Consider the following 26,091-nt stretch of genomic DNA (forward strand, 5'->3'; position numbering starts at 1 on the left):
GTCGGTATGGATTACGTCGTGGTCAACGGTGTCGCGGTCGAGGTGGCGGGCACGGGTCCGCCGCTCGTGCTGCTCCACGGGATCCTGCAGGACAGCCGGTTGTGGCGACGACAACTCGACGGGCTGCGGGACGACTTCACCGTCGTCGCCTGGGACGCTCCCGGCTGCGGCCAGTCAGCCGACCCACCCTCGACCTGGCGGTTCGCCGAGTACGCCGACTGCCTGGCGGCGGTGATCACCTCGCTGGAACTGGCCGACCCGGTGATCGGCGGCCTGTCCTGGGGCGGAGCCCTGGCCATCGAGTTCCAGCGCAGGCACCCGGGTGTCGCTTCCGGGCTCGTCCTGGCGAGCGCGTACGCCGGTTGGGCAGGGTCCCTGCCGCCGGAGGTGTGCGCCGAGCGGCTGGCGTCATGCCTTGCCCAATCCGAAATGGCACCGGAGGACTTCGTGCCCGACTGGCTGCCGGGCCTGCTGACCAGCGACACCCACGCCGACGAGGTATCGGCGATGATGTCCGATTTCCACCCGGGCGGCTTCCGAACCATGGCCCACGCGGTCGCCGAGGCCGACCTCCGCCCGGTACTCCCGACGATCGACGTGCCAGTGCTCCTGCTCTACGGCGACGACGACAAGCGGGCCCCGGCCGACACCGTCGGCGCCGCACTCGCCGCCCCGATCCGCCACGGCCGCCTGGTTGTCATCCCGACGGCAGGCCACCTGTGCAACATCGAGCAGCCGGAGCGGTTCAACGACGCGATTCGGACGTTCGCCGGCACGGTTAGGCTTGGGGCATGGCTGTAGTGAAGATCAACGCGATTGAGGTTCCTGAGGGCGCTGGGCCCGAGCTGGAGAAGCGCTTCGCCGCGCGGCTCGGGGCGGTGGAGGGTGAGCCCGGGTTCCTCGGGTTCGAGCTGCTGCGCCCGACTTCGGGTGAGACGCGGTATTTCGTCTACACCCGGTGGGAGACCGAGGAGCACTTCCAGGCCTGGGCGAACGGCTCGTCCCGGCAGGCGCACGCCGGTGAGCGGGCGAAGCCGGTGTCGACGGGCGCCAGCCTGCTGGAGTTCGAGGTGGTGCAGAGCGCGGGTCCGCGCGCGGGCGAGTGAGGGCGGCGTTAGACCAGGCCGCTGAGCTGGTCGCGGGCGCGGAAGCCGTCATGGTGTGCGCGGGCGCCGGCATGGGGGTCGACTCCGGCCTGCCCGACTTCCGTGGTGACGAGGGGTTCTGGCGGGCGTACCCGCCGTACCAGCGGCTCGGGCTGAGCTTCGTCGAGATGGCCGACCCGGTCCACTTCGGCAGCGACCCGGAGCTCGCGTGGGGCTTCTACGGCCACCGCCTGGCGCTTTACCGCGCCACCGTCCCGCACAGCGGATTCGACATCCTGCGGGGTTGGGGAGCCTGGGCCTTCACCTCCAACGTGGACGGCCAGTTCCAGAAAGCCGGGTTCACCGAGGTGGCCGAGGTCCACGGGTCGATCCACCACCTGCAGTGCTCGCTCCCGTGCCGGTCGGCCGTCTGGCCCGCCGACGACATCGACATCGAAGTCGACCCCGAGACGATGCGAGCCACCGGGCCACTGCCCGAATGCCCGAGCTGCGGCGCCCTCGCCCGGCCGAACATCCTGATGTTCGGTGATTACACCTGGGTTCCCGACCGCAGCCGGCGAGACCTGGACGCGCTCGCGAGCTGGCGACGCGGCCTGCATGGGAAGCGGCTGGTGGTGGTGGAGATCGGCGCGGGCAACGCGATTCCCACGGTGCGCAGGCAGGCGGAACTCGCCAGCGCGGCGACGGGGGCGTTGATCCGGATCAATCCTCGGGAGCCGGAGGTCCGACACGGGCGGGGGATCTCGCTGCCGATGCCCGCGGCGGAGGCATTGGGCGAGATCCAGTCCCGGCTGGCTGACGGTCACCGAGGCAGCGCGACCTCGGCCACCAGCGCGTTGTGATCACTGCCGGGCAGGTCGTAGACCTTCACTTCGGCCACCCCCAACCGCCGATCGACCAGCACGTGGTCGATAGCCACCGGCGGCCCGTACGGGAACTGCGACCACGTCGGCCGCAGCCCCTCCCCCACGACCTCGGCACTGTCCCAGTAGCCCCGATCCATCACCCCGTGCAGCGCCTTGTGGTCCAGGGTCGCGTTGAAGTCGCCCGCCAGGACGCGAGGGCGGCCATTCGAGTCCGAGGACGGCAGCGCCGCCAGATCCGCCTGCCAGCGACGTCGGCCTTCCTCGTTGAGGACCGGCGGGTACGTGTGAACCGCCACGATCTCGATGTCGGTGTTGCCCGAGAGGTCCACGACAGCCGCGGGCTGGTCGTGGAAGCTTCCCTGGACGAGCACGATCTGCCGTAGCGGCACCTTCGCCAGGATCGCGGACCCCGAAGCGCCGCCCGCGGGCTGGGCGATCCGGTGTGGCAGCAGCCCGGGCAGACCCGCCGAATCGAGGGCGTTGAGCGCCTGAGGGGTCAGTTCCTGCAGGACGAGCACGTCCACTTTGGCGTCGCGGGCCAGTCTGACGACGGTCGGCGCGTCGGCTTTGCCCATCAGGAGGTTCACCGTCATCACCCGCACCCGCTGGCCGACGGGCAGCGGCTCACCGTCGGCGAGGTAGCGGGGGATCAGCACGACGCCCAGGGAGATCGCCAGCACCAGGGCGGTGAAGGTGAGGAGCCTTCGCCGCAGGGCCAGGGAGAGGAAGGCCAGCAGCACCCCGGCCGCGGCCAGGTACGGCGTGAGTGCGATCCCCGCCGTCGTGAACCGGTTGACGTCGAACCCGCCCAACCGGAGCACGCACAGGCCCAGCAGCGTCAGCACGAACAGCGCGAGAACCGCCGTGACCCACCGTTTGCGCCGGGCGGGGGGCTCCCTCGGCTCCTTCATGGCGTCGTCGAGCCCCCAGGTCACGGCCGTCCACTTTCGAGTCCCATCCCTCCATGATCCCGCACCGGGCCGATACCCACCGGCAACTCGTTCACCGTGTCCGGTGCTGTCACCCGTCCGACCGGTTTGACAGCGTGCTGTGCGCGGTCTGACAGCGCGGGCCGACAGGCTCGACTGGACTGAAGGAGGGGACTGGATGTCCAACGCGATCGAAGCCGAGGGCTTGGTCAAGAGGTTCGGTGACACCGTCGCGCTCGACGGGGTCGACCTGGTGGTGCCGAAGGGCAAGGTGCTGGGCGTGCTCGGCCCGAACGGGGCGGGCAAGACGACGGCGGTGCGGGTGTTGGCGACACTGCTCCGTGCCGATGAGGGGTCGGCTCGGGTCTGCGGGTTCGACGTGCGCACCCACGCGACCACCGTGCGTGGGCTGATCGGGCTGACCGGGCAGTACGCCTCGCTGGACGAGGACCTGTCCGGGACCGAGAACCTGGTGCTGATCGGCAAACTGCTCGGCCTGACCAAAGCCCAGGCGAAGGCCCGGTCCGCCGAGTTGCTCGCCCAGTTCGAGCTGACCGACGCTTCCGGGCGGGCGGTGAAGACCTACTCCGGCGGCATGCGCAGGCGGGCGGACCTCGCGGCGGGCCTGGTCGGCAGGCCCGAGGTGCTCTACCTCGACGAGCCGACCACCGGCCTGGACCCGCACAGCCGCAACGAGGTGTGGTCCACCATCCGGGGCCTGGTCGATCTGGGCGTGACAGTGCTGCTGACCACGCAATACCTGGAGGAAGCCGACCAACTGGCCGACCTGATCACGGTGATCGACCACGGCAAGGTCATCGCCACCGGCACCCCCGACGACCTCAAGCGCCGCACCGGCGGCCAGACGCTGCAGGTCCGGCCGACCCTGGCAGGCGACGTCGCGGCGGTCGAGGCGATCCTGCGCGACCTCACTGGCCAGCCGCATGTGGACCTCGAGACCGGCCTGCTCACCGCCCCCGTCGACGACCCGATGCTGCTCTCCACGCTGGTGCGCAGGCTGGACGACGCGGGCATCACCGTCGACGAACTCGCCCTGCGGCTGCCCAGCCTCGACGAGGTCTTCCTGGCGATGACCGGCCGCACCAGCACCCCAGAAGGGATGCCTGCATGACCACCGCGACACTCCACATTGGACCGAGTCAGGCCATCCGACACGGATTGGCGCTGGCGGGCCGCAGTGTCATCAAGATCCGCAAGAACCCGGAGTCGCTGCTGGACGTCACCCTGCAGCCGATCATGTTCCTGCTGCTGTTCGTCTACATGTTCGGCGGCGCGCTCAAGGGCAGCACCAGCGAGTACCTGCAGTTCCTGGTGCCCGGCCTGATGGTGCAGAACATCGCCTTCGCCAGCCTGGGCACCGGGATGGCGCTCAACACCGACATCGGCAAGGGCGTCTTCGACCGGTTCCGCAGCATGCCGATCGCCCGGTCGGCGCCGCTGGTCGGCGCGGTGCTCGGCGACATCGTGCGGTTCGTGATCACGCTGGTCGTACTGGTCGGCTTCGCGATGATCCTCGGGTTCCGGGTGCAGACCGACCCGGTCCGGGCCCTGATCGCCGCCGGGCTGATGATCCTGTTCGGGCTGTGCCTGTGCTGGGTGTCGGTCTGGGTCGGGATGCTGGTCAAGAGCCCGCAGGCGGTGCCGGGCACGTTGCTGGTCTTCATCTTCCCGCTGACCTTCGGCAGCAACGTGTTCGTCGACTCGTCGACCATGCCGGGCTGGTTGCGCGCGTGGGTCGACATCAACCCGGTCACCCACCTCACCGAAGCGGGCCGCGGCCTGCTGCTCGGCGGCGACTGGATGGCCCACGCGGGGTGGGCGTTCGTCTGGGCACTGGGCATCGCGGCCGTGTTCTTCCCGTTGGCGCTGCGGGCTTACCGCAGGCGAGTGGGCTGACCGGCGCCCAGCACCGAGCACAGTTCGGCCACCGCGGCGACGCGGTCGAGGGCCCGGCCGCCGCCGACCGCGGCGGTCCGGGCCTTGGCGCCGATCCGGGCGTCGATCCCCGATTCCAAAGTGGACAGATCAGGATTGCCGAGGTCAGGCGTCCCGCGGATCGCGATGCTGATCCCCAGGAGGCGCGCGGCGGCGGTCGCGTCGCCCGCGCACCACAGTGCCCGCGCGGTCGCCTCCGCGACAGCCGCCGTGACCGGCAGATCCGGCAGTGTCTGGATCGCCTCGAAACCCTCCCGGAGATCGGCGAACGCCGAGTCGGTGTCACCGGTGTCGATGGCGATCTGCGCCCTGACAACGAGATGGGCCACCCACCAGTGCGGAGCCCACACTGGCACATCCAGCATGGCTCCCTCCGCCTCGACGAGAAGTTCCCGAGCGCGCACCAGGTTCCCGCGCTGTCTGAGCACAGTGGACAGCCAGGCGTACAGGGCGGCCACGGTCTCGGCGGGACCGCGCCCCCGGGCCAGGGTGATCGCGTCGAGCAGGGCCCGCTCCCCGGCCTCCGGCTCCCCCGCCCGGGCCAGCTGGATGCCGAGTTTGCCCATGAGCGTGGGAATCTCGTCCAGGGCTCCGAGTTCCTCGACGAGCCGCAGCGACTCGCGATGCGCGGCGATCGCCGCCGCGTGCTCGCCGCGCAGGGACTGGTGTTCGGCGAGGGTCCAGATGGCGATGCCCTGACCCCAACGGTCACCGGTCTTCCGGAACGCCTCCAGCGCCCGCTGGGCGAGGTCGTCCATACCCGTGGGCTCGCTGAAGTTCTCCCGCACGAACGCCAGTCCCAGCAACGAGATCCCGCGGGCCCAGAGGTCCGGGTGGTCCAGCCGGGCCTCCAGGTCGGCGATGGCGCCTTCGACGTCACCGGAGAGGCTGGTGAGCATCGGCCCGACCATCCCCAGCATCGGATAGCGCTCGATGGCGCCGGTCGCGGTGAGCTCGGCCAACAGCTCCCGCAGCACATCGGACTGCGGAATCCCGGCCCGCGGGTCGAACGCGCCGATCGTCCGCAGCGCGGCCCGCGCGTGGGCTGGTGCGGGACCAGGCAGGGCACTCGCCTGCTTGGCGAACGCCAGCGCCTCCTGCTGCCCGCCCACCAGCATCCAGAACCACACCGCGCGCACCGCCAGCCGGCAAGCGAGATCCGCGTCGGCGACCGCGATGGCGTAGCGCACGGCGGCGACCAGGTTCTCCTGGTCGGCCTTGAGCCGAGACAGCCAGTGGATCTGCTCGCCGGTGCGCAGCTTGGGCTCGGCCTCCTCGACCAGGGCGAGGAAGTACCTGCCGAAGACGTCCCGGATTCTCGGCGTCGCACCGGATTCGTCGAGCCGCTCGGCGGCGTAGGCCCGCACGGTCTCCAGCATCCGGTAGCGCACCTGGCCGTCGCGTCCGTCGCCGACAAGCACGAGCGACTTCTCCACCAGCGACGCCAGCACGTAGACGACGTCCTCGGCGGGCTGCTCGGCCACGGCGGCCACCGCTTCGAGCGTGCCGGGCGCGTGGAACACCGACAGCCGCGCCGCCAGGTCGCGCTCGGCTTCCTCAAGCAGGCCCCAACTCCACTCGACGACCGCGCGCAGCGTCCGGTGTCGAGGCAGCGAGGTGCGGCTGCCGCCGGTCAGCAGCCGGAAGCGGTCGTCGAGCCGGTCGGCGACCTGGCGCACCGTCATCGACCGCAGCCGGGCGGCGGCCAGCTCCAGCGCCAGCGGCAGGCCGTCAAGGCGACGGCAGATCTCCACGGCGTCGGCGTCCACCTTGAACCCGGGTGACACCGCCGACGCCCGGTCGGTGAACAACCGGACCGCGTCCGACCCCGCGACCTCCTCGGTCGAGGTGCCCGCGGGCAGCGCGAGCGGCCCGACCTGGAACACCGACTCACCGGTGACCGCCAGCGCCTCCCGGCTGGTGGCCAACATGGTGAGCCGAGGGCACCGGGCAAGCAGGGCGTCGGTGAACGCCGCGGCGGTGGCGATCAGGTGCTCGCAGTTGTCGAGCACGACGAGACAGCGCTGACCGGACAACACCTCCGCGACCCGGTCGAACGCCGCGTGCGCCCGCACCCCGGGCCCTTCCATCAGCGGCGACTCCCGCACGCCAAGCGCGGCGAGGACCGCGGCGGACACATCCTCAGGCTCACGAACCGCGGCGAGCTCGACGAACCACACCGGACCGTCCACAGTGGCCGCGAACTCGACGGACAACCGGGTCTTGCCCGCGCCACCCGGCCCGACCAGCGTGACCAGCCGCGACGACTTCAGCAGGTCGCCGACCACGGCCAACTCGGCCCGGCGGCCGACGAAACTGGTGCGGGCCGCCGGAAGCCCCCGGTTCGGCTTGGCGGGCGCCAGGTCGCCGCGCAGCACGGCAAGGTGCAGTTCACGCAGGTCGGCGGCCGGATCGACCCCCAACTCGTCAGCCAGGTCGGCGCGGACCCGCTCATAGGCGGCGAGCGCGTCCGCCTGCCTGCCGGCGAGCGCCAGCGCGCGCATCAGCTGCCCGGCGGGCCGCTCGCGCAGCGGATGGGTGGCGGTCAGCGAGGTCAGCTCAGCGATCACGTCGACGCCAAGCCTCAGGTCGGCCTCAACCCGATCCTCCTGCGCGGAGAGCCGCAACTCGTCGAGCCGCGTGATCACGGGACCGGCAAAGGGCGCGTCCGCCATGCCCGCGAGAGCAGGCCCCCGCCACAACGCCAAGGCCGCGCGAAGGATCTGGGCGGCCGCACCCACCCGGCCGTCCTTCAGCGCCGCGCGCCCCTCGGCAGCCAGCCGCTCAAACTCGTGGACATCGACGTCTGCCGCGCCGATGACCAGCCGATAACCGTTCGGATCGGACTCGACGACATCGGCTCCTACGGCTCGACGAAGCCGGGAGACCAGCGTGTGCAGGGCGTTGGTAGGCGGCTGGTCGGCCCACAGCGCGGCAATGAGGGTCGGGGAGGTGACGACCTTGCCGGGCTCCAGCGCCAGCCGGGCGAGAAGCATCCGCAGCCTGCTGCCGCCGAGGTCGGAACCGGATACCCGAAGCGGGCCGAGCAAGTCCACCTGCACCCGCCCAGCCTGCCATGGCCGCCCACACCTCAAGCCAGGAACGCCCCCGCGTGGTCACGGGCGAAGTCCGCCACCGAACGCGGCTCCCGGCCGGTCAGCACCCGCACCACGTCGGTGGTCTCGGCCGCGGCGCCTTGGCGGAGCTGCTGCCAGAGGATCACCAGCTGATCGGCCAGCCAAGGCGGCAACCCCGCCTGGAGCATCCCGTCGCGCGCCATCGCGTCCGGGACGTCGACGTAGTCCACGGGCTTGCCGATGGTGGCGGACACAGCGGCCGCCACCTGCTCGTAGGTGACCGCCTCCGGCCCGGTCAGCACATAAGTCCGCCCGTCGTGGCCGTCCTCGGTGAGGACGACCGCGGCGGCGGCCGCGACATCGCGCGGATCGATCAGCGTCACCTTCGCCTCGCCCGCGGGCGCGAACAGCTTGCCCAGGTGCCTGATCGTCTCCGCCGAGGCGAGCAGGTTCGACGTGTAGCTGCTGGGGTGCAGCACCACGGCGGGCACACCCACCAGCTCCAGGTGCCGCTCGATGCGCCCGTGCGCGTCCCAGAACGCCAGGGGCGACCCGACCCGCGCGCCGTTCGCACCGATCTTCACCAGCCTGCCGATCCCGGCCGCGGCTGCCGCGTCGATCACGTTGGTCTCGTGTTCGAGCTGCCGGGGATCGTTGCGGCTGCACAAAAACACGCGGTCGACACCGTTGATCGCCTGCCGGATCGATCCCGGATCGCCGTAGTCGCCCGCGACGCATTCGACGTCGCCGAGCAGTGCTTTCGCCCGGTCGAGGTCACGGACGAACGCGCGCACCTCCACACCGCGCTCGCGCAATTCGCGAACGACGGCGGAGCCGACAGAACCGGTCGCGCCGGTCACCAGGACAGTCATCACACACCTCCGGAGGGACGCACATTCGCGTTTGTGGCAGAGCAAGTTCGTCGGGTCACGTACAGCGGCCGCAGTCGGGCCCGGCGCAAAGAGCCGAACAGCCGGAACCGGCATGCCGCCAGTGTCGTCTCCCTGGCAACGCCCGGTCATCCCCATCCCAGAAGCGTCAGCGGACGGTAATCAGCAGCGCTTAGACCTGCACTTCCCAGAAACGCCAAAGGGCGGCCTCTCCGAAGAGAGACCGCCCTAGAGCGAGATAAATCAGCCGGAAGCCTCGTCACCCTCAGCGGGCTCAGCGGCGGGCGCCGAAAGCTCCACCGGCGGCGAGTCCGGAACCATGCTCGGCTTGGGCTCGCCCCGGAAGGTGAACGTCGCCTTGTCGTGGCTCTGCTCGTCGGTGCCGTCCCAGCCTTCGACGTCGGTGATGATGATCTGGCCGGGCTGGATCTCCCCGAACAGGATCTTCTCCGAGAGCTGGTCCTCGATCTCGCGCTGGATCGCACGGCGCAGCGGGCGGGCGCCCAGCACCGGGTCGAACCCGCGCTTGGCCAGCAGCGACTTGGCCTTGTCGGTCAGCTCGATGGCCATGTCCTTGCTCTTCAACTGCTTCTCGACCCGGGCGACCATCAGGTCCACCATCGTGATGATCTGCTCACGGGTGAGCTGGTGGAAGACGATGATGTCGTCGATGCGGTTGAGGAACTCCGGCCGGAAGTGCTTCTTGAGCTCGTCGTTGACCTTGTTCTTCATCCGCTCGTAGTTCGAACCCTGGTCGATGCCGCCGGTGAAGCCAAGGCTGACGGCCTTCGAGATGTCCTGGGTGCCGAGGTTCGAGGTGAAGATGATCACGGTGTTCTTGAAGTCCACCGTGCGGCCCTGACCGTCGGTCAGACGCCCGTCTTCCAGCACCTGCAGGAGGGTGTTGTAGACCTCCTGGTGCGCCTTCTCGATCTCGTCGAACAGCACCACCGAGAACGGCTTGCGCCGGACCTTCTCGGTCAGCTGGCCACCCTCCTCGTAGCCCACGTACCCGGGAGGGGCACCGAAGAGCCGCGAGGCGGTGTAGCGGTCGTGGAACTCGCCCATGTCGATCTGGATGAGGGCGTCGTCATCGCCGAAGAGGAAGTTCGCCAGCGTCTTGGCCAGCTCGGTCTTTCCGACGCCGGACGGGCCGGCGAAGATGAACGAGCCAGACGGCCGCTTCGGGTCCTTGAGGCCCGCGCGGGTGCGGCGGATCGCCTGGGAGACGGCCTTGACGGCGTCTTCCTGGCCGATGATCCGCTTGTGGATCTCGTCCTCCATGCGCAGCAGGCGGGAGGTCTCCTCCTCGGTCAGCTTGAACACCGGGATGCCGGTCCAGTTGGCCAGCACCTCCGCGATCTGCTCGTCGTCGACCTCGGCGACGACGTCGAGGTCGCCGTCCTTCCACTGCTTCTCCCGCTCGGACTTCTGGCCCAGCAGCTGCTTCTCGTTGTCGCGAAGCTTGGCGGCCCGCTCGAAGTCCTGTGCGTCTATCGCGGACTCCTTGTCCCGGCGCACGTCGGCGATCTTCTCGTCGAACTCGCGCAGGTCCGGCGGCGCGGTCATCCGGCGGATGCGCATCCGCGCGCCCGCCTCGTCGATGAGGTCGATCGCCTTGTCCGGCAGGAACCGGTCGTTGATGTAGCGGTCGGCCAGGGTGGCCGCCGCCACCAGCGCCTTGTCGGTGATCGTGACGCGGTGGTGCGCCTCGTACCGGTCGCGCAGGCCCTTGAGGATCTCGATGGTGTGCTCGAGGGACGGCTCGCCGACCTGGATCGGCTGGAAGCGGCGCTCCAGGGCCGGGTCCTTCTCGACGTACTTGCGGTACTCGTCGAGCGTGGTCGCGCCGATGGTCTGCAGCTCACCACGGGCCAGCATCGGCTTGAGGATCGAGGCCGCGTCGATCGCGCCCTCGGCGGCGCCCGCGCCGACGAGGGTGTGGATCTCGTCGATGAACAGGATGATGTCGCCGCGGGTCTTGATCTCCTTGAGGACCTTCTTCAGGCGCTCTTCGAAGTCACCGCGGTAGCGCGATCCGGCGACCAGGGAGCCCAGGTCGAGGGTGTAGAGCTGCTTGTCCTTGAGCGTCTCGGGCACCTCGCCCTTGACGACCATCTGGGCCAGGCCCTCGACGACCGCGGTCTTGCCGACGCCGGGCTCGCCGATGAGGACCGGGTTGTTCTTGGTGCGCCGCGACAGCACCTGCATGACCCGCTCGATCTCCTTGGCGCGACCGATGACCGGGTCGAGCTTGCCCTCGCGCGCCGAAGCGGTGAGGTTGCGGCCGAACTGGTCGAGCACCAGCGAGGAGGACGGGGCGCCCTCGCCGCGGCCGCCGGACTCGGCTGCCTTCTCGCCGCCCTGGTAGCCCGAGAGCAGCTGCAGCACCTGCTGGCGCACGCGGTTGAGGTCGGCACCCAGCTTCACCAGGACCTGGGCGGCGACGCCCTCGCCCTCGCGGATGAGCCCGAGCAGGATGTGCTCGGTGCCGATGTAGTTGTGTCCGAGCTGCAGCGCCTCACGCAGCGACAGCTCAAGGACCTTCTTCGCCCTCGGGGTGAAGGGGATGTGTCCGCTTGGCGCGTGCTGTCCCTGGCCGATGATTTCCTCGACCTGCTGGCGCACGCCCTCGAGGGCGATCCCCAACGACTCGAGCGCCTTGGCGGCGACACCCTCACCCTCGTGGATCAAGCCCAGGAGGATGTGCTCGGTGCCGATGTAGTTGTGGTTGAGCATCCGGGCCTCTTCTTGGGCCAGGACGACCACCCGCCTCGCGCGGTCGGTGAACCTTTCGAACATTCTCACTCCCTGACTGCTGCGCCGGCGGCCCTTCTCCACTCTCTTTTAGTGGATTCAGCACCGTGGGACCACTGTAGTAGGCCCGGCGTCAGCTCTCAGTGCCACTGCATGCCGAACACCCGCGTCAGCCGCGCCCAGCGGTCCCTTCACCCTCCACAACGTGCGGTGACCGGCGCGGATTCCGCGAAACCGGGGTTGTCCGCTGAGCGCGAACACACCGGGGTACCAGCCTGCGGGATCACCCGACCGCGCGGTAAGGTTAGGTAAGCCTCACCAAAGAGGCCACCGAAGAGACGGGGGCGCCGATGCGACTCAAGCCGCGCCCCGGGGGCCTGCTCCGGTGACGGCCGGGTACAGCACCAGGCACATCGACCTGGCCTCGTCCGTCGCCTTCGTCAATACTCGCCAAGACCGGCTGCGCGTGCGTCTCGGAGTCCCCGACGAGCCCGGCTGGACGACATCCGAGGACTTCCTCAGCGACCCCGGCGCGGTCGCGGCCTGGAGCGCCGACCTGGCGCGCTGGATGCGCGAGACGTACGGCGAGGCGCCGGAGCGCACCGTCGCCGCGTACCTCATGTCCTGGTACCTGCTCACCCCCGGCTTCGCCGCCGGGCTGCTGTTCCACCACGCGCGCCGGGTGCCGTCGCTGCGGCCGGAGAACGTCGCGTTCCACCGGGCCGTGCCGATGTCCGACCCGGACGCCGTCGCCCTGCTCTCGCCCGGCTTCACCTGCCTGCCCGACGACCCCGCGGCGGGCGACCCGCACGCCGTCGTCGTGGCCGACGACCTCGCGCTGGCGGCCGTGCTGCGCGGCCGGTTCCGGTCGCACGCGGCCCGCTTCATCGCCGTGTTCGGCCCCCAGGTGCGGTTGGGAAACCACACGCTCTGGGGAGCGGCGACAGACGCCTTGGACAATGCGTTTTGGCTGGCCGGTCGCTATAACGGCGACGAAGCCGCGGGCGCATTGGACGCCGCCCTGGTCCTCGGCGCGGGCCATTCACCGTTCACCTCGGCGTCCACGCTGCGACCCGCCGCGATTTCCGGGGGTTCGACTGAATGGACCCGCAGGCGCGAAAGCTGCTGCTTCCACTATCTGCTCGAACAGGGCAGCGGAGAGTGCTCGACCTGCCCGCGACTGTGCCGCAAGCGCTGAAATTCCGCTGCCCCACAAAAACCGGTCAAAAAGCAAGGGGCCACCCGCGGAAGCGGGCAGCCCCTTCAGAGCAGGGTCAGGCCTGCTCGTTGTACGCGTCGAGAACCTCGGACGGGATGCGCCCGCGGTCCGACACCTTCATGCCCTGCTTGCGTGCCCACTCGCGAATCGCCTGATTCTGCTCGCGATCCGCGGTCGCGGCGCGCGGCGCACGACCCACGGCGGCCTTCGCCGCACGCTTGCGACCGCCGGAACGGCGGGCGCTCTCGATGAAGTCGGCAAGTGCCTCACGCAGCTTGTCGGCATTCTTCGAGGACAGGTCAATCTGGTAGGACGCGCCATCCAGCCCGAACTCGACCGTCTCTTCGGCCGTCGAGCCGTCAAGGTCGTCGACCAGTGAAACCGTAACCTTCTGCGCCATTGCGCCTCCTCCGGGCGAGAATGTGCCGGCCCATTGAAGTGCTCGGCCGTCACAGGTAGAAATACACCTCGACAGAGGTTAGCGCAAATCGCGTGGATTGCGTTAGTGTCCGAGTCGAGTCATTCCGGGCGAACCAAGGGGAACATGATCGTCTCACGGATGCCCAGGCCGGTCAGCGCCATCAACAGTCGATCGATACCCATTCCGACGCCGCCACTCGGTGGCATTCCGTACTCTAGCGCACGCAGAAAGTCCTCATCCAGAAGCATCGCTTCGTCATCGCCTGCCGCGCCGAGCCGCGCCTGATCCTCCAGGCGTTCCCGTTCCACGACCGGGTCCACGAGTTCCGAGTAACCGGTGGCGAGCTCGAATCCGCGGACGTAGAGATCCCACTTTTCGGCGACTCCGGCCACACTGCGGTGCTGCCGGGTCAGCGGCGAGGTCTCCACCGGGAAATCGCGCACGAATGTCGGGGCGAAAAGATGATCACCGACGAGGTGTTCCCAGAGTTCCTCGATCAGCTTGCCGTGGCCCAGCTTCGGGTCCACCGAAAGCTCCAGCCGGTCGGCGTGCTTCCTAAGCGCCTCAACGGAAGTCTCCGGGGTGATCTCCTCACCGACGGCCTCGGAGAGCGACCCGTACATGGTCAGCGTCGTCCACTCGCCGGAAAGGTCGTACTCGGTTCCGTCGTTGAGCGTGACGACCTGCGAGCCGTTGACCGCGTCGGCCGCCTCCTGCACGAGTGCGCGGGTCAGCGCCGCCATCGTGTCGTAGGTGCCGTACGCCTCATAGAACTCGAGCATCGCGAACTCGGGCGAATGCGAGGAATCGCTGCCCTCATTGCGGAAGTTCCGGTTGATCTCGAAGACCCGCTCCAAGCCGCCGACGACACACCGCTTGAGGTACAACTCCGGGGCGATACGCAGGAACAGGTCCATATCCATCGCGTTGGAGCGCGTGACGAACGGCCGGGCCGCGGCGCCGCCGTGCATCGTCTGCAACATGGGCGTCTCGACTTCGAGGTATTCACGGGAGTGAAAACTCTCACGCAGTGAACGAACGACACCTGAACGCTTGCGGACGGTCTCGCGCGCCTGCGGCCGCAGGATCAGGTCGACATAGCGCTGCCGAATGCGTGTTTCCTCACTCATCGCCTTGTGCGCGACCGGCATCGGCCGCAGCGACTTCGACGCCATCCGCCACTCATTGGCGAGCACCGACAACTCACCGCGACGAGAAGTGATGACCTCGCCCTCTACGAATACGAAGTCACCAAGATCGACATCCGACTTCCACGCCGAAAGGGCCTCTTCGCCGACGTTGTTCAGGCTCAACATGGCCTGCAGTTCGGTTCCGTCGCCTTCACGCAGAGTGGCGAAACAGAGCTTGCCGGTGTTGCGCAGGAACATGACCCGGCCCGCGACGCCCACCATGTCGCCGGTGGCGGTGTCGGTCGGCAGTTCGGAATACTCCGCGCGAACCTTGGCGAGGGTGTGGGTGCGCGGAAGTTCGACCGGGTACGGATCGACACCGGCGGCGAGCAGCCGTTCCCGCTTTTCCCGACGGATCCGCATCTGCTCGGGGAGGTCGTCGGTGGCAGCGGTGTCTGGAAGCTCTTCGTTCACAGGTCGAAGGGTACGGAAGGCGCTCCGGGCACCGCACGCGGTATACGCGCTACGGTCGATTCATGGATCACCCGGAGCTGTTCGCCGAGCGCGCCAGTTCTTTCGGAGCTAATGCCGCTGTCTACGCCGAGCACCGGCCTGATTACCCCCTCGCGGCGATCGAGTGGGCGCTTGGGGACCGGAAATCCGTGTTGGATCTCGCCGCCGGGACGGGCCTGCTGAGCGAGGGGCTGGTGCGGTTGGGGTGTTCGGTGACCGCGGTTGAGCCGGACCCCGCCATGCGGGCGGAACTGAGCCGACGGCAGCCAGGAGTGACCGTCCTCGACGGCGCCGCGGAGACCATCCCGGCCGCGGACGAGTCGTTCGACGCCGTCGTCGCGGGGCAGGCGTTCCACTGGTTCAACACGCCCGAAGCGCTGACCGAGATCACCCGCGTGCTGCGTCCGGGTGGGGTGCTCGGGCTGTTCTGGAATCGCGACGACGTGACGGTGCCGTGGATGGCAGGCCTGGCCGAGGCGACCAGTACCAGCATCGGCGCGGTGCTCATCGTGGGCTGGATGGTTCCCGAGCACGAACGGCTGGCCCCGGCGGAACACACTTTCGTGCCGCACACGCAGCCACGCACGATCGAGTCGTTCATCGCCACCCTCGGCACGCACTCGCAGGTCGCGTTGGCTCCCCCGGCCGAACGCGCCGCGTTGCTCGACGACGTGCGCGATTACCTGCGGAGCAGGCCGGAAACCGCGTCGGGCGAGTTCATCCGGCCGCTGTCGACCGTGGCGGTACGGGCCGTGCAGCACTAGCTGTTGCGGTCGAAGACCAAGCGCAGGCCCATGAGCGTCAGGTCGGGGCGGTGGTGGGCGATGGAGACAGACTCGTCTACCACCAAGGGTGCCAGGCCGCCGGTGGCGATGACCGTCACCGGGCCGCCGTGGCCGGTGCGTTCCAGTTCCCTGGTGATGCGGGCGACCAAGCCGTCCACCTGGCCCGCGAATCCGTACATGATCCCGGACTGCAGGCACTCGACGGTGTTCTTGCCGATGACCGAGCGCGGGCGCACCATTTCCACCTTGCGCAGGGCGGCCGCGCGGGCGGCCAGGGCGTCGACGGAGATTTCTATGCCGGGCATGAAGACGCCGCCGAGGAACTCGCCCTTGGCGGAGATGACGTCGATGTTGGTCGAGGTGCCGAAGTCCACGACGATGCAGGCGGTGCTGAACAGGTGGTGGGCGGCCAAGGTGTTGATCACCCGGTCTGCTCCCACCTCCTTCGGGTTGTCCACCAGCAGCGGCACGCCCGTGCGCACGCCTGGCTCCACGATCACCCGGTGGACCTCCGGGTAGTACTGGGCCAGCATCACCCGCAGCTCGCGCAGCACGGCGGGCACGGTGGACAGCGCGGAGACGCCGGTGATGGCGTCCGCGTGGTCGCCGAGCAGGCCGCGCATGGTCAGGGCGAGTTCGTCGGCGGTGATTCGGGTGTCGGTGCGCATCCGCCAGTCGCGCAGCAGCTCACCGTCGTCGGTGTGGACGCCCAGGGCGATGTTGGTGTTGCCGACATCAATCGTGAGGAGCATCAGTTCTCGATGGCGAGCAGCGCGTCCAACTTGGCGGCGTCGACGGTCTCGGCGGGCGCCTCGGCCGTGACCGCCCCGCTGAGCAGGCCGGAGCCCGCGGGCACGTGGGCGGCGTCGGCGCCCTCGTGCACGATCTTGTTGTCCGCGTCGACGAAGATGACCTTCGGCTCGTACGCGGCGGCCTCGGCGGTCTCCATCAGGCCGTAGGCGATCAGGATGACGATGTCGCCGGGGTGCACCAGGTGCGCGGCGGCGCCGTTGATGCCGATGACGCCACTGCCCCGCTCACCCTCGATCGTGTACGTCTCGATGCGGGCGCCGTTGGTGACGTCGACGATCGCGACCTGCTCGCCGGGCAGCAGGTCGGCCGCCTCCAGCAGGATCGGGTCGACGGTCACCGAGCCGACGTAGTGCAGGTCGGCCTGGGTGACGGTGGCGCGGTGGATCTTGGACTTGAGCATCGTGCGAAGCATCGTGTCGATCCCTTCTCAGGCGTGTTGAGCGAGGTCCGGTGTGCCCAACAGCACTGGGACGTTGTCGATGAGCCGGGTGGCGCCGATCTTGGCGGCGACGAGCAGCCGGGCGTCGCCTTTCTCCGGAGCCGGTCCCAGATCGAGACCGCGCAGCTCCAGGTAGTCGACCTTGAGCTCCGGCGTCTGGTCGAGCACCGCGCGCGCCGCGGCGAGCATGGCCTGGCCGCCGCTCTCGCTGACGTGCGCGCCCACGGCGAGGGCCGCGGACAGGGTGACCGCGGCGGCGCGCTGCTCGGGGTCGAGGTAGGCGTTGCGAGAGGACATGGCCAGGCCGTCGTCCTCGCGGACGGTCGGCACGCCGATGACCGAGACCTCCATGTCGAGGTCGCGCACCATCTTCTTGATCAGGGCGAGCTGCTGGTAGTCCTTGTCGCCGAAGAGGGCGTAATCCGGCCGGACGATGTTGAACAGCTTCGCCACGACAGTCAGCACGCCGGCGAAGTGGCCGGGCCGGACGACGCCTTCCAACTCGTCGCCCAGCGGGCCGGGGTGGACGGTAACCTGGGCGCCCGGCGGGTAGAGCGCCTCCCTCTCCGGGGTGAACACCAGCTCGACCCGCTCCTGGGCGCAGACCTCCAGGTCGGCCTCCAGCGGACGCGGGTAGCGGTCGAAGTCCTCGCCCGCGCCGAACTGCAGCGGGTTGACGAAGATCGACGACACCAGGACCGTGTTCGGGATCCGGCGGGCCGTGCGGAGCAGCTCGCGGTGGCCGTCGTGGAGCGCGCCCATGGTCGGCACGAACGCGATCTTGCGACCGGTCGCCCGCAGCGCGCGGGTGGTCTTCGCGACGTCCTGCGGTCCACTGAGGACGTTCAGCTTGCCCGTGGCGAAGCGGGGCGTGGTCATGACGGCTCCTCGGTGATGGCGGCTTCGACGTCGGCGACCAGGTCGGCGCGCAGCAGGCCGGACTCGCTCGCGCGGTAGGCGGTTCGGGCCGCGAGCGCCCGGTAGGCGGGCAGCATCTCAGGGGCGCTGTCGGCGAGCACGCGGACGTGCTTGCGGACCGTCCCGGCGTCGCCGCGGGCCACCGGACCGGTGAGGGCGCGGTCGCCGTGGCGCAGGGCGTTGTCCAGCGCCGCGGACAGCAGCGGGCCGAGCAGCCGCTCGGGGGTGCCGACGTCGGCGGCGCGCAGCAGGTCCGCGCACTCCCCGACCAGCGTGACCAGGTGATTCGCGCCGTGCGCGAGGGCAGTGTGGTAGAGCGGGCGGGCCTTCTCCGGCACCCGGACCGGTTCGGCGCCCATCTCCACGACCAGCGCCTCGGCGACGTTCCAGGCGGCGATGTCGTCGTCGGCGGCGGTCACCCCGAAGCAGCACGCGGCGATGCGCTCAAGGTCCTCGGCGCGGCCGGTGAAGGTCATCACGGGATGCAGCGCGAGGGTGAGCGCGCCCTGCTCGGCGGCGGGGGCCAGCACGTCGACACCGTGGGCGCCGCTGGTGTGCACGACAATCTGCCCGGGACGCAGCGCGCCCGCGGCGGCCAGGCCGCGGACCATGCCCGGGAGGACGTCGTCCGGGATGGCCAGCAGGACCAGGTCGGCGTCGCGCGCGACCTCGTCCGGCGGGCGGACGGACGCGTGGGGCAAGAGGGTCTCGGCCCGGCCGAGGGATGCTTTGGAGACCGCGGACACCGCGGTGACGGTGTGACCGGCACGGCTCAGCGCGGCGCCCAGGACGGCGCCTACGCGGCCCGCCGACACGACTCCGACCGCCAACCTGGCCGGCCGGGTCATCGGTTCAACCCGTTCGAGCACATAGTGAATGGCTCCCTATCTCGTTCCAGTCCCGCGACAGTGCTGGGTACCAGACGACGGCGCGAGAGTAGCTGTCCGGCGAAAGCCGCGTGGCGGTCAGGTGACCAGCTTCACCGGACCGGGCGGTGTCGCCTCCACCACAGTGGTCAGACGTGCTGCTCGGCCGCCCGCACCGCCTCGGCGCGGCGCACCCGCACCAGCGCGATCAACTCGACCTCACGGTCATCGGCGTCCGGCCCGCACGTGCCGCGGCGCATCGCCTCGCGGAGGAACGCCAGCTCGCTGACGGCGGCCTGGTAGTTCCCCACCGCGCGTGCCGCGGGCTTGCCCGCCCGGGCCCGGACCTGCTTGCGCCACTTGCGCCTGCCGTCCAGGCTGGCCAGCAGGTCGACCTCCGAGGCGACCACCCAGTTGCTCTCGACCATGAAGGGCAGCGCGGAGGCGACGATGCGCTGCTCGCGCTTGCGGTGCCAGTTGATGAAGATCAGCACGGCGGCGAACAGCGGGACCATCACCAGGAAGTAGACACTGAGGAAGGTCGTGGCCGTCCCGAGCGTGGCGGCGCCGTTCCACAGGGCGTGCAGCAGCGCGGCCACCAGGTATCCGCAGAACGGCGCCAGCGCGGCGACCTTCCGCGACTTGGTCGTCGCCGCGATGCCGATCCCGATGCCGATCATGGCGGTGAACAGCGGGTGCGTGAACGGCGAGAGCACACCGCGCAGGATGAAGGCGGCCACCACACCCGGGGACGAGCTGTCGCCGATGCCGTACTCGGCGAACGCACGGCCGAAGTAGTAGATGTTCTCGGTGAAGGCGAACCCGGCGGCGACGAATCCGGAGTAGACGATCCCGTCCACCACGCCGTTGAATTCCTCGCGCAGGAACAGGAAGATCCCGAGGACGAACGCGCCCTTCAACGCCTCCTCGAACAGCGGGGCGGACACGACCGCGCTGATCTTGTCGCCGTTTCCCATGCCCAGCAACAGATCGCCCACCGCCTCCGCGGTGTTGTTGATCAGCAGCGCGGCGATCGTCGCCACACACGCGCCCCAGGCGAACGCCAGCCAGAGCAACCGGGCGGGCTCCGGCTCCCACCGGTCGATCCACAGGAACGCCGCCACCACCGGCCCGACGGGCAACAGCGCGGCACCCACCCCGACCAACTCGGCGACAATCCCCACCCGCGCGGTACTAAGCGCGAGGAGGGTCAGCCCACAGGCCGCCAACACGACCAGGCCCGCGATGGGCAGCAGGACGGTGAGCCCGCGGGTGGGCCGGTTGGAAGTGGGAAGTCGATACACGAACAGTGATCTTAGGGCCGACAACAGGTGGCGGGCGCGCGAACGCTCCCAACGGGTGGAAGCCGGTCACGCTACGAAGACCTACCGGGCATGGTGATCACGCTTGTGATGGCTGACCACACTCGACTGCTGCTCGCAGGGCTCGCGGGTGCTGGATTTGAGACCAGCCAGGAAACGAGCACTTATCAGCCACGATTCCGCGCTCCGCGACGACGATGGCGACGCCCCCCGGAACCAGCATGGCAATGAGCGCCAATTTGGCGACAAACCCGCTGTGGCGACGACCCCGGGCGCCGCCACAGCGAACGCCAAGGCCCCAACTGCCTCAAGCGCCTCACGGAACGAACCCCGAATCAGCCGCGACAACCCGTGTTGGCGACGCTGCCGCCGTGAGTGCCAAGCCGTCGGGCACGCTCAGCAGAGCCACCGAGGCAGGGCTCGGATTCCGTCTGGAGCGACGCGTTGTTGCTGCGTGTCAGTCCTCGCGGCGGCGTCGGCGGCCAGTGCTCGCGGTGCCACCGTGGGCGGCGAGGAGGTCCTTTACGGACGTGCCCTCGGCGTGGGAGCCCGCCGGTTCGGTGGTGGTGTCCTGCCACGGTGGTGTGCCTTCGGACCGGCGCCTGCGGCCGCCTTCGTCGTCGTCCGGCTTGGCGCGGCGGCCGGTGGGGGCCGGGGGTGGCGTTGCTTCCGCCGACCGGCGGCTGGCGGGCTGGTACCCGCTCGTCTCGGCCGGAGTGGCCTCCGGGGCACGACGGGCGGGGGTGGCTTCCGCCGACCGGCGACCGGCAGGCTGGTACCCGCTCGTCTCGGCCGGAGTGGCCTCCGGGGCACGACGGGCGGGGGTGGCTTCCGCCGACCGGCGACCGGCAGGCTGGTACCCGCTCGTCTCGGCCGGAGTGACTTCCGCGGCGCGGCGGCCGGTGGTCGGCGTGGGCTCTACGGAACTGCGGCCGGTCGACCGGGACTGGTGTCCGTTCTCATCAGCGCCCTCGGCCGCACGGCGGCCACTGGGCTGATATCCGCTGGTCTCGGCGGGGCTCGCGGCCACCGGCAGGCGGGCAGGGGTCACCGGGGGGAACGTGCCGGTCGGCGCGCGCCTGCGGCCGCCCTCGGAGTCGGCGCGCACGGGCGGGGCCACGCGGGGGTCGACGGGGTCCACCGCCGTCTTGTCACTGAGCCGCTGCGGGGCGGGGGGGTCCTGACGGCGTCGCTGGTCGGCTGCGCTGTCGGGGCGTCGGGGGCTGTCCTGCGTCCAGGAGCCGGACCGGCCCGTCGATTCCGCTGCCTGTCGGGTGCCGTGGCCACCTTCACCCTCCGGTGCCGCGTGCCGCATGCCGAGACTGGTCTCGACCGGCCGCTCGGGCATGTCCCGCCGCATACCCAGGCTGGTCTCAACCTGCCGCTCAGCACCCCGACCCATACCCAGGCTCGTCTCGGCCCGGCGCTCGGGTGATGCCAGCCCTGACTGGGGCCGGGCGTCGGGACGCAGGCCGAGGCCGGCCTCCGCGGGACTTTCCAGCCCGGCCGCTATCCGTGCACGCCGCATGCCTGCGCTCGTTTCGGCGGCCGGGTGGACCGGGCGCACGCCCTTGCTGGTCTCCGCGGCCGGTTGGTCGCCGGCGGGTATCCGGCGGACCGGGGGGATGCCCTGGCTCGTCTCCGGGTGGCCCGACCCGTTCTGCGTGGCGGGACGCATGCCCTGGCTCGTCTCCGGGTGGCCCGACCCGTTCTGCGTGGCGGGACGCATGCCCTGGCTCGTCTCCGGGTGGCCCGACCCGTTCTGCGTGGCGGGACGCATGCCCTGGCTCGTCTCCGGGTGGCCCGAGGAGCGCATGGCCTGGCTGGATTCGGGGTGGCCCGGCGAGCGCATGGCCTGGCCGGTCTCCGGGTGGCCCGACCCGTTCTGCGTGGCGGGACGCATGCCCTGGCTCGTCTCCGGGTGGCCCGAGGAGCGCATGGCCTGGCTGGATTCGGGGTGGCCCGGCGAGCGCATGGCCTGGCCGGTCTCCGGGTGGCCCGAGCCGTTCGACGCGAGCGGGCGGATGGACTTGCTCGTCTCCGGCGCGGAACGCTCGTTCTGTCGTGCGCGGGTTCGCGGGTCCGACTCTGTCGCCGTCGATTGGCGGAGCGGCTGGTTCGGGTCGGCGGCGGGGCGCATGCCCTTGCTCGTCTGGGCGGCCGGGTGTGCGGTCGAGCCGTTCGGCAGCCGCTGCGCCGGGCGTGGGCCGGACTCGGTGGCGGGGTGTCCGTTCTGTCCCGCCGCGGGCCGCATGCCCTTGCTGGTCTCCTCCGCCGGGGGCTCAGCCGACCCGTTCAGCCGTTGTGGCGCGCGCACGTCCGCCGCGCCATTCGACCGCGCGTCCGTGCCGTTCCGCTGCGCCGCCGAGCCTCCCGGCAGTTGCGCCGGGCGAACCCCCTTGCTCGTCTCGGGTTCCCGCCGCAGCGGCTCGACGGTGCGGGGGCGCACCTCGGGACGCCTGCCGTTCTGGTCGACGCGGATCCGGGGCTGCTCCCCCGTCTCCCACGACGGCGTCCAGTTGGGGTCGATCGGCTCGCTGTCCGGGCCGTCGATGAACCAGCGGTCGGACACCTCCGCCGGATGCGGCTTGAAGTCGGGGCGACGGTTGCGCGGCTGGGCCTTCGCGTCCGCGCGGATGCGCTCGATCATCTCCGTCTCGGCGTCGCCGGGAACGGACTTCGCGGCGGTGATACGGCGGAGTTGGGCGCCCTGTCCAGCGCCGACGGCGCGCTGGTCGCCGTCGACCGACCGCATGCGGGTGGCCTCGGCGCGTAAGGCGATGCGTTCGACGAGGACTTCGCCGCCGCCGAGGAGTTTCTCCAAATTCTCCCGCATGGCCCGGAGTTCCTCGCGGAGCTCGGCCAGGTCGTCGCGGGCCTCGGATTCGACCTTGGCCCGTGCCTCGGCTTCTGCTTCCAGTTCGAACTCGCGGCGGGCGGCGACCTCGCGTTCGAGTTCCAGTTCGTAGACCTTGCGCAGCGCTTGGGCGTCTTCGGCACGGTCGGCTATCTGTCTGCGGTACTTCGCGGCGAGGAACGCGCCCGCGAGGGCGGCCCACAACGCGGCCAATACGCCCAGGCGCATCCAGCGAACAGAGTCGCTGAGGACCAGGACGGCGGTCGCTGCGAGTGCGAGACCGACCGCGGCGGCGAGCATGATTCGCGCGCTCGAAGAGCGCGCTTCCCGCTCCGCGGTGGCGTCCGTCCGGCCCGTCATGGGCCTTACCGTACCGGGCCGTTACCTTGGCGAGACCAAACGGAGGTCATTCGGTGTTTCGAAACCGGTCCTGACGCAGGTCATCGCGGTCATCCGGGGTCCGGCAGCAATGTTCGAGCCATAGCGCCGCCGCGATTAGCAAGATCGAACAAACAACGCCGATGATCGCGCTCGGGACGTCCGACTTGGCGGCGGCGACCCGCGCGCTTTCCGGCACCACATACCCCAGTACCGCGAGCCACGCACCGAACATGATCGCGCCCAGCAGCGACGAGGCCTTCGCGAGCGCCACCGCACGGGCCGCGGTCAACGCCTGCACGGGTTTGCCCGACGTCGCCCGGATGCGGCCGCGCAGGCCAAACCCGAAGACCGTCTCGACGATCGCCAAGACCAGCAGCGTGATGCCCGCGAAGGTCGGCAGCGGCGGCAGTTCGCCGTAGAGCAGGCGGATACCGAGGTACACACCGATGGCGGTGACCGCGCCCGCGGGGACCAGATCACGTGCCTTGGTGAACCTCACCGGGCTACTCCTAAGTCAAGGTCATCGCGCCTGTGCACGCCCTCGGTGTCCAAGGTAGCGAGAAGATCACGAGCAGGCCCGCGCCCGGGAACCTCGGCGTCCGGCTCGATGTCGAGCCAGGGCACCAGGACCGTGCCCCGCTCGTGCGTGCCGGGATGCGGGAGCACAAGATCGGGGTGCTCGCTGCGGACGCCGTCGACCGTCACCACGTCCACATCCAGCGTCCGCGGCCCCCAGTGCAGGGTGCGGACGCGGCCCGCGCGGTTCTCCAACTCCTGCGCGCGTCGCAGCCAGCCCCATTCGTCTGTTGCGTCGTCGTCCACGATCAGCACCGCGTTGAGGAAGTCGGGCTGGTCGGCGACACCCCACGCCGCCGTCTCGTAGACCGGGGACACGGCGATCAGGACGTCCGCCAGCCCGTCGACGGCGACCCGGAGGTTGGCGGCGCGGTCGCCGAGGTTGGACCCGATCGACAGGACCGCCCTGGTCACCGGCTGCCCTTCGACCGCCGGGACCGGCGCACGGTCACGGCGACGTCGGCGAAGCTCAGCGGGATCGGCGCGCTCGGCTTGTGCACCGTCACCTCGACGGCGTGGACGCGGCTGTCCTTCATCTCGCCGTCGGCGATCTCGCCCGCGACCGTCTCGATGAGATCGCGAGCCGGACCGGCGACGATCGCGGCGGCGCGCTCGGCGAGTTCGCCGTAGTGCACGGTGTGGCGCAGGTCGTCGGTCGCGGCGGCCTGGTCGAGGTCGATCCACAGCGTGATGTCGATGGTGAAGTCCTGACCGTCACGCTTCTCGTGGTCGAAGACGCCGTGGTTGCCGCGGACCTTGAGCCCGGTCAACGTGATCCGGTCCGTCACCGGGAGGCTCCTTTGATCGCCGCGGCCACCACGACCGCGTCCAGCGAGCGGTCGACGTCGTGCACCCGCACACCCCACGCGCCCGCCGCGGCTGCGAGCGTGGAGATGGCGGCGGTCGCGTCCTCGCGGCCGTCGGGTGGGCGCGGTGTGCCGTCCGGGTCGGCGAGCAGCGTCCCGAGGAAGCGCTTGCGTGAGGCGCCGACCAGGACCGGGAATCCGAGGTCGATCAAGACGTCGAGCTTGGCCAGCAGCGCCCAGTTGTGCTCGGCGTTCTTCGCGAACCCGAGTCCCGGGTCGAGCGCGATCGCCTCTTGGGCGACGCCCGCGGCGACGGCGGCGTCCACTTGGGCCAGCAGTTCGTCGCGAACTTCGGTTACGACATCTTCGTACTCTGCCAACGAATCCATGTCCCGGCTGTGCCCGCGCCAGTGCATCAGGATCCACGGGACCCCGGTGGCGGCGGCCACACCGGCCATCGCCGGGTCGGCCAGCCCACCGGAGACGTCGTTGATCACCGAAGCGCCCGCCGCGACCGCGGCCTCGGCGACCTCCGCCCGCGTGGTGTCCACACTGACCGCGACCCCTTCCGCGGACAGCTGCTTGATCACCGGGATCACGCGCCGGATCTCCGTCGCCGCGTCGATCCGCGCGGCGCCGGGCCGGGTGGACTCACCGCCGACGTCGATCAGGTCCGCCCCACGCCGCCACATCGCGACCCCGTGCGCCACGGCGTCGTCGACACCGAGGTAGCGGCCACCGTCCGAAAAGGAATCCGGGGTCACGTTCAGCACCCCCATGACCGCGCAGCGGCCGGGGTCGGGCAGTGCGGTCACCTAGTCCGTCCATTGATCAGCTCGATCGCCTCGGCCCGCGACGACGGCGACGATTTGAGAATCCCCCGCAACGCCGAAGTCGTGGTCCGCGCACCGGGTTTGCGAATTCCGCGCATCGCCATGCAAAGGTGTTCCGCCTCGATGACCACGATGACCCCGCGGGGTTCGAGCTTCTTCATCATGGCGTCCGCGACCTGCGAAGTCAGCCGCTCCTGCACCTGCGGACGCTTGGCGTAGAGGTCGACGAGACGGGCCAGTTTGGACAATCCGGTGATTCGCCCTTGCTCATTCGGGATATAGCCGACGTGCGCTACTCCATGGAATGGCACCAAATGATGTTCACAGGTGGAAAACATCGGAATGTCGGTGACCAAAACTAATTCATCATGGCTTTCGTCGAAAGTCTTGTTCAGCACCGACTCGGGGTCGGTGTAGAGCCCGGCGAACAGTTCGGCGTAGGCGCGGGCCACGCGGGCCGGGGTGTCGAGCAGACCGTCGCGGTCCGGGTCCTCGCCGCAGGCGAGCAGGAGTTCGCGGACGGCTTTCTCGGCGCGGTCCTGGTCGAAGACCGGGGCCGGGACGTCGTACGTCCCGGCCCCGTTCCCGCGGCTGTCGTTCATCGGAACCTCCGAGATGGGCTGGCTATCGC

24 protein-coding genes are annotated in these 26,091 nt (G+C 70.0%); 7 read left to right on the forward strand and 17 right to left on the reverse strand.

The genetic code is table 11. The features are described from left to right. Positions 1-6: 6 nt before the first annotated feature. From ACUZ2Y_RS17700 to ACUZ2Y_RS17710, 3 genes are read left to right on the forward strand one after another with little or no spacing between them, the layout of a single operon-like run. The gene (locus ACUZ2Y_RS17700; protein ID WP_476320203.1) at positions 7-801 is read left to right on the forward strand and encodes an alpha/beta fold hydrolase; all 795 of its coding nucleotides are present in this window, start codon (positions 7-9) and stop codon (positions 799-801) included. Beyond that, entirely contained in the window at positions 792-1,106 is a 315-nt protein-coding gene (locus tag ACUZ2Y_RS17705) for an antibiotic biosynthesis monooxygenase family protein (protein WP_476320206.1), read from the forward strand. The genes ACUZ2Y_RS17700 and ACUZ2Y_RS17705 overlap by 10 nt, the downstream gene beginning before the upstream one ends. A gap of 50 nt (positions 1,107-1,156) precedes the next feature. Next, positions 1,157-1,948, forward strand: coding sequence for an SIR2 family NAD-dependent protein deacylase (locus tag ACUZ2Y_RS17710; protein WP_476331900.1), 792 nt, complete (start codon positions 1,157-1,159; stop codon positions 1,946-1,948). Here ACUZ2Y_RS17710 and ACUZ2Y_RS17715 read toward each other — a convergent pair. Next, on the reverse strand, positions 1,909-2,907 hold the full coding sequence (locus ACUZ2Y_RS17715) for an endonuclease/exonuclease/phosphatase family protein (protein WP_476320208.1): 999 nt from the start codon (positions 2,905-2,907) through the stop codon (positions 1,909-1,911). The genes ACUZ2Y_RS17710 and ACUZ2Y_RS17715 overlap by 40 nt on opposite strands. Positions 2,908-3,079: 172 nt before the next feature. Here ACUZ2Y_RS17715 and ACUZ2Y_RS17720 point away from each other — a divergent pair, with 172 nt between their 5' ends. Both ACUZ2Y_RS17720 and ACUZ2Y_RS17725 read left to right on the forward strand, forming a co-directional pair. Next, positions 3,080-4,033 carry an ATP-binding cassette domain-containing protein gene (locus ACUZ2Y_RS17720; RefSeq protein ID WP_476320211.1) on the forward strand — a complete coding sequence of 318 codons (954 nt, stop codon included), beginning with the start codon at positions 3,080-3,082 and terminating at the stop codon, positions 4,031-4,033. Continuing rightward, on the forward strand, positions 4,030-4,818 hold the full coding sequence (locus tag ACUZ2Y_RS17725) for an ABC transporter permease (protein WP_476320214.1): 789 nt from the start codon (positions 4,030-4,032) through the stop codon (positions 4,816-4,818). The genes ACUZ2Y_RS17720 and ACUZ2Y_RS17725 overlap by 4 nt, the downstream gene beginning before the upstream one ends. Here the strand turns inward: ACUZ2Y_RS17725 and ACUZ2Y_RS17730 are convergent. The 3 genes from ACUZ2Y_RS17730 to ACUZ2Y_RS17740 form a co-directional block, all read right to left on the reverse strand. After that, a complete protein-coding gene (locus tag ACUZ2Y_RS17730; protein WP_476320217.1) occupies positions 4,797-7,919 on the reverse strand; it encodes a BTAD domain-containing putative transcriptional regulator in 3,123 nt (1,040 codons plus the stop codon). The genes ACUZ2Y_RS17725 and ACUZ2Y_RS17730 overlap by 22 nt on opposite strands. A gap of 29 nt (positions 7,920-7,948) precedes the next feature. Further along, entirely contained in the window at positions 7,949-8,806 is an 858-nt protein-coding gene (locus tag ACUZ2Y_RS17735) for an SDR family oxidoreductase (protein ID WP_476320219.1), read from the reverse strand. A 261-nt stretch (positions 8,807-9,067) separates the two neighbouring features. After that, on the reverse strand, positions 9,068-11,626 hold the full coding sequence (locus ACUZ2Y_RS17740; protein WP_476320222.1) for an ATP-dependent Clp protease ATP-binding subunit: 2,559 nt from the start codon (positions 11,624-11,626) through the stop codon (positions 9,068-9,070). A 340-nt stretch (positions 11,627-11,966) separates the two neighbouring features. Here ACUZ2Y_RS17740 and ACUZ2Y_RS17745 point away from each other — a divergent pair, with 340 nt between their 5' ends. Then, positions 11,967-12,779, forward strand: coding sequence for a (2Fe-2S)-binding protein (locus ACUZ2Y_RS17745; RefSeq protein WP_476320224.1), 813 nt, complete (start codon positions 11,967-11,969; stop codon positions 12,777-12,779). 76 nt (positions 12,780-12,855) lie between these two features. On the opposite strand, the gene ACUZ2Y_RS17750 is transcribed toward ACUZ2Y_RS17745, so the two are convergent. Together ACUZ2Y_RS17750 and lysS are read right to left on the reverse strand one after the other, a co-directional pair. Beyond that, positions 12,856-13,200 carry a histone-like nucleoid-structuring protein Lsr2 gene (locus ACUZ2Y_RS17750; RefSeq protein ID WP_476320227.1) on the reverse strand — a complete coding sequence of 115 codons (345 nt, stop codon included), beginning with the start codon at positions 13,198-13,200 and terminating at the stop codon, positions 12,856-12,858. A 119-nt stretch (positions 13,201-13,319) separates the two neighbouring features. Further along, positions 13,320-14,774 (reverse strand): lysine--tRNA ligase, encoded by a 1,455-nt coding sequence (lysS, locus tag ACUZ2Y_RS17755; protein WP_476331902.1) that lies wholly within the window; start codon positions 14,772-14,774, stop codon positions 13,320-13,322. Between the two features lie 113 nt (positions 14,775-14,887). On the opposite strand from lysS, the gene ACUZ2Y_RS17760 reads away from it, so the two are divergent. Beyond that, positions 14,888-15,628 (forward strand): class I SAM-dependent methyltransferase, encoded by a 741-nt coding sequence (locus ACUZ2Y_RS17760; protein WP_476320230.1) that lies wholly within the window; start codon positions 14,888-14,890, stop codon positions 15,626-15,628. Here the strand turns inward: ACUZ2Y_RS17760 and ACUZ2Y_RS17765 are convergent. From ACUZ2Y_RS17765 to folE, 11 genes are all read right to left on the reverse strand, one after another. Further along, positions 15,625-16,401: a type III pantothenate kinase gene (locus tag ACUZ2Y_RS17765; RefSeq protein WP_476320232.1), complete on the reverse strand. Its 777-nt coding sequence runs from the start codon at positions 16,399-16,401 to the stop codon at positions 15,625-15,627. The genes ACUZ2Y_RS17760 and ACUZ2Y_RS17765 overlap by 4 nt on opposite strands. Next, complete coding sequence (gene panD, locus ACUZ2Y_RS17770) at positions 16,401-16,874, reverse strand: aspartate 1-decarboxylase (protein ID WP_476320235.1); 474 nt, start codon at positions 16,872-16,874, stop codon at positions 16,401-16,403. Before panD ends, ACUZ2Y_RS17765 begins: the two co-directional genes overlap by 1 nt. A 15-nt stretch (positions 16,875-16,889) precedes the next feature. Beyond that, positions 16,890-17,780 carry a pantoate--beta-alanine ligase gene (panC, locus tag ACUZ2Y_RS17775; RefSeq protein ID WP_476320238.1) on the reverse strand — a complete coding sequence of 297 codons (891 nt, stop codon included), beginning with the start codon at positions 17,778-17,780 and terminating at the stop codon, positions 16,890-16,892. Continuing rightward, positions 17,777-18,667 (reverse strand): Rossmann-like and DUF2520 domain-containing protein, encoded by an 891-nt coding sequence (locus ACUZ2Y_RS17780; protein ID WP_476320241.1) that lies wholly within the window; start codon positions 18,665-18,667, stop codon positions 17,777-17,779. Before ACUZ2Y_RS17780 ends, panC begins: the two co-directional genes overlap by 4 nt. Before the next feature lie 167 nt (positions 18,668-18,834). Next, a complete protein-coding gene (locus ACUZ2Y_RS17785) occupies positions 18,835-19,989 on the reverse strand; it encodes a PrsW family intramembrane metalloprotease (protein WP_476320243.1) in 1,155 nt (384 codons plus the stop codon). Positions 19,990-20,464: 475 nt separating this feature from the next. Beyond that, a complete protein-coding gene (locus ACUZ2Y_RS17790) occupies positions 20,465-23,224 on the reverse strand; it encodes a DUF6779 domain-containing protein (protein WP_476320245.1) in 2,760 nt (919 codons plus the stop codon). 46 nt (positions 23,225-23,270) lie between these two features. Beyond that, positions 23,271-23,744, reverse strand: coding sequence for a DUF3180 domain-containing protein (locus ACUZ2Y_RS17795; protein ID WP_476320247.1), 474 nt, complete (start codon positions 23,742-23,744; stop codon positions 23,271-23,273). Further along, positions 23,741-24,235 (reverse strand): 2-amino-4-hydroxy-6-hydroxymethyldihydropteridine diphosphokinase, encoded by a 495-nt coding sequence (folK, locus tag ACUZ2Y_RS17800; protein ID WP_476320249.1) that lies wholly within the window; start codon positions 24,233-24,235, stop codon positions 23,741-23,743. The genes ACUZ2Y_RS17795 and folK overlap by 4 nt, the downstream gene beginning before the upstream one ends. After that, complete coding sequence (gene folB, locus ACUZ2Y_RS17805) at positions 24,232-24,609, reverse strand: dihydroneopterin aldolase (RefSeq protein WP_476320251.1); 378 nt, start codon at positions 24,607-24,609, stop codon at positions 24,232-24,234. The genes folK and folB overlap by 4 nt, the downstream gene beginning before the upstream one ends. Beyond that, the gene (gene folP / locus ACUZ2Y_RS17810; protein ID WP_476320253.1) at positions 24,606-25,442 is read right to left on the reverse strand and encodes a dihydropteroate synthase; all 837 of its coding nucleotides are present in this window, start codon (positions 25,440-25,442) and stop codon (positions 24,606-24,608) included. The genes folB and folP overlap by 4 nt, the downstream gene beginning before the upstream one ends. Further along, positions 25,439-26,062 (reverse strand): GTP cyclohydrolase I FolE, encoded by a 624-nt coding sequence (gene folE / locus ACUZ2Y_RS17815; protein WP_476320256.1) that lies wholly within the window; start codon positions 26,060-26,062, stop codon positions 25,439-25,441. Before folE ends, folP begins: the two co-directional genes overlap by 4 nt. Between the last annotated feature and the right edge of the window lie 29 nt (positions 26,063-26,091).

The sequence above is a fragment of the Actinokineospora sp. UV203 genome (assembly GCF_056323665.1).